This window comes from Autumnicola tepida (assembly GCF_031846485.1).
Lineage (GTDB): Bacteria > Bacteroidota > Bacteroidia > Flavobacteriales > Flavobacteriaceae > Autumnicola > Autumnicola tepida.
In genome coordinates this window covers 59,431-65,430 of sequence record NZ_JAVRHQ010000024.1, presented here as the reverse complement: position 1 = coordinate 65,430, position 6,000 = coordinate 59,431, and the positions used below count along the sequence as shown (strand labels likewise).

6 protein-coding genes are annotated in these 6,000 nt (G+C 39.4%); 2 read left to right on the top strand and 4 right to left on the bottom strand.

Annotated features, from left to right (window positions below; genetic code table 11):
* Positions 1-43: 43 nt before the first annotated feature.
* From RM553_RS16030 to galK, 4 genes are all read right to left on the bottom strand, one after another.
* Positions 44-790: an SDR family oxidoreductase gene (locus tag RM553_RS16030; protein WP_311535966.1), complete on the bottom strand. Its 747-nt coding sequence runs from the start codon at positions 788-790 to the stop codon at positions 44-46.
* Positions 791-950: 160 nt separating this feature from the next.
* Complete coding sequence (locus tag RM553_RS16025) at positions 951-2,003, bottom strand: LacI family DNA-binding transcriptional regulator (RefSeq protein WP_311535965.1); 1,053 nt, start codon at positions 2,001-2,003, stop codon at positions 951-953.
* A gap of 4 nt (positions 2,004-2,007) precedes the next feature.
* Positions 2,008-3,048: a UDP-glucose--hexose-1-phosphate uridylyltransferase gene (locus RM553_RS16020; protein WP_311535964.1), complete on the bottom strand. Its 1,041-nt coding sequence runs from the start codon at positions 3,046-3,048 to the stop codon at positions 2,008-2,010.
* Between the two features lie 24 nt (positions 3,049-3,072).
* On the bottom strand, positions 3,073-4,209 hold the full coding sequence (gene galK / locus RM553_RS16015) for a galactokinase (RefSeq protein ID WP_311535963.1): 1,137 nt from the start codon (positions 4,207-4,209) through the stop codon (positions 3,073-3,075).
* Positions 4,210-4,327: 118 nt separating this feature from the next.
* Between galK and RM553_RS16010 the strand changes: the two genes are divergently transcribed.
* Both RM553_RS16010 and RM553_RS16005 read left to right on the top strand, forming a co-directional pair.
* Complete coding sequence (locus RM553_RS16010) at positions 4,328-5,032, top strand: NUDIX hydrolase (RefSeq protein ID WP_311535962.1); 705 nt, start codon at positions 4,328-4,330, stop codon at positions 5,030-5,032.
* A 44-nt stretch (positions 5,033-5,076) separates the two neighbouring features.
* A complete protein-coding gene (locus RM553_RS16005) occupies positions 5,077-5,964 on the top strand; it encodes a hydroxypyruvate isomerase family protein (RefSeq protein ID WP_311535961.1) in 888 nt (295 codons plus the stop codon).
* Positions 5,965-6,000: the final 36 nt, after the last annotated feature.

Below are 6,000 nucleotides of genomic sequence, written 5' to 3'. Positions count from 1 at the left end.
TTTTGTAACATGATGTCTCAACAGCTGTGTGAGATCCTTTTTTCTATTGCTCCTGTTCTGTAGGCATAATATAAACATCATTAATATTTGCCCTGTGTGGCTGCGATAGCGAATAGTAAATAGATTCTGCTATATCTTCAGCCTGTAAGGGAGTTAAATGCTCCAGTTGAGAGACAAAACCTTCCTTGATCTCCTCATCGGTTATTGTGTCTGTAAGTTCGGTTTCCACAGCTCCCGGTTCTATAGAGGTGGCTTTAATTCCAAATTTTGGTGCCAGCTCCATCCGTAACCCTTCAGTAAACATTTTTACTGCCGATTTTGTCGCGCAGTAAACAGCGCCTCCGGGATAATTTTTTCTTCCCGCGCTGGAAGAAATATTGATAATGTGCCCGGATTTTTGTTCCATCATGGTGGGCAGTACTGCGGCAACACCATTAAACACTCCTTTAATATTAACATCTACCATGGTGTCCCATTCATCGGTATGCAAGTTTTTTACGTAAGAAAGGGGCATGAGGCCGGCATTATTGATAATAGCGTCAATGCTCCCGAATTCTTCTTTGGCTTTGTTCGCAACTTCCTTAAAATCTTCTTTTTTGGTAACATCTGCAGGCACTACTAAGGCTGTCCCGCCATTGTCTTCAATTTTTTGTTTCAGGGAATTCAGGCGTTCTTTCCTGCGAGCGCTTAGTACAACATTTGCCCCTGCGTGGGATAACCTAAGTGCCGTTGCTTCGCCAATTCCACTTGATGCTCCGGTAATAATTACCGTTTTTCCTTTCATTTCCATAAATAACTTTTTTTGGAAAATTAGCTTTAAACCTTGCCGTTGCCAAGTCCCAAGGCAGCTTTAGCAAGGCTTTAACGGAGAAAAGCATCAATCGTTAAAGAATCTTATGATCTCTAGAAGTTTAATATATCCTGATCTTTTCTCCAGAGGCGCTTAATTCTTACCTGGAAAGTCCTGCAAGCGGATGGCGGGTAGATTCCCGGTGAATAATAAGTGTTTCCAGGATATGTTGAACAGGATCGGGATTATTTTTTATATCCAGGGTTTTATCATTGTCCATCTGTAACCTGGAAATAAGGGTTTCCACTGCCAATTTCCCTTGTTCTTCGGCGTGTTGATTTACGGTGCTTAATGATGGAAGAAAATGTTCTCCCATAAAGCCGTTGGTAAATCCTATTACTGACAGATCTTCCGGAATTTTGTAACCGTGCTTTATGGCGGCGCGCATACTACGGATCGCAGAGAGTTCATCTGCTGCCAGAATACCATCTACAGACTTTTCAGCAAGAACCGGTAAGAGTTTTTCTTCAAAAGCCTCATCATCCCTAATGTGGAGCACAAAAGGTTTTGCCCTGTGCTTTGCCTGCGACATGGCATAGCCATTTTGCCTCTGTAAATCAACGCTGGTATCAAAGATTGTAGAAAGATAAATAATATTCCTGCAACCGCTTTCATGCATTTCATCAGTTGCTTTTTCCGCTATTTTGTGATCATCTATAGAAATACTGTCACAGCGTAATTCGTTGGAAATCCTATCGAAAAGGACCAGCGGAATTCCGTAGTCAATAATGCGGTTAAGATGATCCAGTTTATTTGTTTGCTGGGTTTCTTTTGCCAGGGAAAGTATAATTCCATCTACACGGCCATTAAGAAAGGTTTTAAGGCTTTCCGCCTCCTTTTGAGTAGATTCGTTAGAAATACAGATAATGATCCTGTATCCCGCTTTTCCTGCAGTAGATTCTATACCATAAAGGGCTTTGGTAAAAAAGGAAGGGAGGATGTTTGGGATAATTACTCCAATGGTTTTGGTTTTGTTGGCTTTAAGACTTTGTGCCATGCCATTGGGTATGTAATTGTTTAAAAGAGCAAGTTGTTTAACGCGACTTCTTGTTTGGGCACTTATCTCTGGGCTGTCATTTAAGGATTTGGAAACTGTGGATATAGATAGATTCAGCAGCCCGGCCAGTTTTTTTAAAGTCACTTTTTGCTCCATAACTTTATTGTTTGGTGTAATGTTGCTTCGGAAGCTGCTTTAAAGTTTCCGCAGCCATCTCTGCAGTGATATCCCTTTGTGGCCCCGCAAACATTTCATAGCCCACCATAAATTTTTTCACCGTGGCGGATCTTAAAAGTGGTGGATAAAAAGACATATGAAAATGCCATTCCGGATATTCCGCGCCATCTGTGGGTGCCTGATGAATCCCTGAAGAATAAGGAAAAGAAGTCTCAAAGAGATTATCATACATAATAGTTAGCTTTTTAATGATTTCAGCAAAAGCTTTTTCTTCATCTTCGTTTAGCTGATTTATATTCTGATGCTGTTCCCGGGGAATGATCATCGCTTCATAAGGCCATACCGCCCAATAGGGAATCAAAGCTACAAAATACTCATTTTCAGATAGAATACGTTTGTTTAATTCCAGTTCCTGTGTTAAATAATCGCTAAGAATGCTGCGTTTATTTTTCTTCCAGTACTCTTTTAAATGATATGATTTCTTCTGAATTTCTGTAGGAATCGAAGAGTGGGACCAGATTTGCCCATGCGGATGCGGGTTGCTGCAGCCCATAATAGCACCTTTATTTTCAAAAATCTGGACATAATTGATATCTTCCATACTGCCCAGTTCCCTAAACTCCTTCTTCCACATTTTCACTACTTTGGTAATATCCTCAGTTTCCATAAGCGGCAGGGTGAGGGAATGGTTTGGTGAAAAACAAACCACTTTGCAGACCCCTTTTTCACTTTTTGCTTTTAAGAGGCCGTTGTTCACTTTTTCTTCAGGAGTGTCTGGCAATAATGCCGAAAAATCATTTTTAAAGGCATAGGGTTCTGTATATTGTGGATTGGTTTCTCCACTGGCTCGGGTATTGCCGGGGCAGAGGTAGCAGGATTCATCATATTCCTGCCTTCTCTCTGCGGAATTCTTTTCTGTTTTTCCCTGCCAGGGGCGCTTGGTGCGATGCGGGGAAACCAAAATCCATTCCCCGGTTAAAATATTATATCTTCTGTGCGGATTGTTATTCAGTTCGTTGCTCATTTCTAATGAATTTTCAGAATTGTTTTAACTTATTTGCGTTCCTTCACCTGGAGAGACAGAGATCATATCCATTTTAATTTTAAATTTCCTAAAGTAGGCTTCAGAAATTTCCTTAATATAATCCTCAATTTTATCGGCTTCAATTAAATTGATGGTACAGCCGCCAAAACCACCGCCCATCATGCGGGAGCCGTAAATAAAATCTTTGTCTTCAGAAAAATCCACCATAAAATCCAGCTCGCGGCAGCTCACTTCATAATGATGTTGAAGGCCTCTGTGGGATTGGTACATCAACTCCCCAAATCTTTTCAGTTGCCCCTTTTTCATTGCTTCGGAAGCTTCCTGAACCCTTTCGTTTTCATTTAAAACGTACAGGCAGCGTTGATAGGTTTTTTCAGAAAGCTCGTCCTTAAATTCTTCCAGCATCTCAATATTTACTTCCCTTAGGGACGAAACTTCAGGGTAATTCTGCCGGATTTTCTCCACGGCATCTTCACATTCCGCCCGGCGGGTGTTGTACTCGCTATCGGCAAGGCTGTGGGAAACATTGGTATTCAGCAGTAATAGTTTGCAGTTTTTAAAGTCGGCAGGAATAAATTCGGTTTCCAGAGTTTTGCAATCCAACAGAATAATATGGTCTTTTTTGCTCATAACAGAAGCAAACTGATCCATAATCCCGCAGTTCGAGCCCACAAAATTATTTTCAGCCCTTTGTGAAAGCTCTACAATTTCCTGTTTAGACAAATTCAGTTTAAACAATTTATTTAAACCGGCAGCAAAACCACATTCAAGTGCAGCAGAAGAACTAATTCCCGCACCAATAGGCAGTTCGCTTTCAATAATACAATCAAAACCCAGCAATTTTTTGTTCAGTTTTTGAATTTCATCAATGACGCCCAGTAAATAATTTTTCCAGGAATCTTCCTGTTTAGAAATTTCATTCAGTGAAAATTCATAGTAGCTATCAAAAGTTTTACTATAAATTTTACAATTTTCGCCAGATTCATTCTTTTTAAAATCGAAAAATATTTTTTTATCAATGGCAGTGGGCATCACAAAACCATTGTTATAATCTGTATGTTCTCCAATAAGGTTGATTCGTCCAGGTGATGATACTTTAACTTCTGCCCGGAAATCTTTAAAATTGTTTGAAAAGGTCATTAGCTTCTTTTTCAGAAAAAATTATTTGCTTCGAATATAATAAATGTAATAAATACGTTCATTCAATTTTTGAATTTATTCTATATCTTTAGAAAATATATTATGAGAATTATAATAAATGACTGAAATAACATCAGATTTATACCGCGTTAAAGATAAACTATACGCGGCAGCAGATTGTATAATTTTTGGCTTTGAAAGCGGAAGAATAAAATTGTTGCTTTTTAGAAGAAGAGTGGAGCCATTAAAAGGGGAGTGGTCGCTTATAGGAAGTTTTGTTCGATTGGAAGAAGACGTCTCTGAAGCCGCAAAACGTGTCCTGAAAGAAATTACCGGTCTTGAAAATGTATATATGGAGCAGTTAAAAGCTTATGGCAAAGCTGACCGCGACCCCGGATTTCGGTGTTTGTCTATTGCCCAATATGCCCTTATCCGTATAAATGAATATGATGAGGAACTGGTTGAAAAACATGGCGCCCACTGGTTTGATATAGATGAAGTGCCGGATTTGGTTTTAGACCACAACCAAATGGTGGCAGATGCATTGGAGTGTTTAAAACAAAAGGCGCGTTACCAGCCCATTGGATTTGAACTTTTACCGGAAAAATTCACCATTCCGCAATTACAGCAGCTTTATGAGGCAATTTATCAGCGGGAACTGGATTCCCGTAATTTCCGGAAAAAACTGCTTTCTTTAAAAGTATTGATTAAGCTGGACGAAAAAGATAAATCCGGTTCTAAAAGAGGCGCGTTTTTATACAAATTCGATCACGAAAATTATCAAAAATTGTTGAAATCCGGCTATAACTTTGAAATTGCATAGGCAGAGCTAACTTTACCACCTTTTGCATCATAATTAAGAATCCCATGAAAAATAAATTAAACCGAAGACAGGCAATTAAGAATCTCGCCCTTGGATCTGGAGCATTGAGCCTTGGAGGTCTCACCTTTGCCTCTGCACAGGATGCAGAAAGTGAAAATTTAGAAAAACTAAAAGGGAATGTAAAACATTCTGCCTGCCGCTGGTGTTATAATGATATACCTTTGGAAGCGTTTGCGCAGGAATCGGCGGAACTGGGTTTAAAGGGAATCGATCTTTTAAGGCCTTCGGAATGGGATACTGTTGAAAAATATGGCTTGGAATGCTCCATGGCTACAGATGATTTTGCCAATATTGAACATGGCTTTAATGATCCCAAAAATCACAAGAAATTACAGTCTGCTTATAAGCCATTAATCGATAAAGCTGCGGAGCACGGAATTAAAAATGTAATATGTTTTTCAGGAAATAAAAGACGGTTAAGCAAAGCTGAAGGTTTGGAAAACTGTGCTGTTGGCCTTACTCCTTTATTAAAATACGCCAGGGATAAAGATGTAAACTTGGTGATGGAACTTCTAAACAGCAAAGTGAACCATCCCGATTATCAATGTGATCATACCAAATGGGGGGCGGAACTTTGCGAAAAAATGGGGATGGACAATTTTAAGCTGCTTTATGATATTTATCACATGCAGATTATGGAAGGAGATGTGATAAGGACCATTACAAATAACCACCAATATATTAATCATTATCATACCGGCGGGGTGCCGGGCCGGCATGAGATTAACGACTCCCAGGAATTAAATTATCCTGCGATAATTAAGGCTATTCTGGAAATCGGTTTTGATGGATATATCGCCCAGGAGTTTGTTCCTACTTACAGTGATAAAATGGCGGCGCTTAAAGAAGGAGTGATGATTTGTGATGTATAATGTAAATTCTGCAGTAGGTTCTATTTCATAATTCTT

Bases quoted from the DNA above. Each gene is read 5' to 3' on its own strand.
- RM553_RS16030 (WP_311535966.1), bottom strand. From the start codon at position 790: ATGGAAATGAAAGGAAAAACGGTAATTATTACCGGAGCATCAAGTGGA.
- RM553_RS16025 (WP_311535965.1), bottom strand. From the start codon at position 2,003: ATGGAGCAAAAAGTGACTTTAAAAAAACTGGCCGGGCTGCTGAATCTA.
- RM553_RS16020 (WP_311535964.1), bottom strand. From the start codon at position 3,048: ATGAGCAACGAACTGAATAACAATCCGCACAGAAGATATAATATTTTA.
- galK (WP_311535963.1), bottom strand. From the start codon at position 4,209: ATGACCTTTTCAAACAATTTTAAAGATTTCCGGGCAGAAGTTAAAGTA.
- RM553_RS16010 (WP_311535962.1), top strand. From the start codon at position 4,328: ATGACTGAAATAACATCAGATTTATACCGCGTTAAAGATAAACTATAC.
- RM553_RS16005 (WP_311535961.1), top strand. From the start codon at position 5,077: ATGAAAAATAAATTAAACCGAAGACAGGCAATTAAGAATCTCGCCCTT.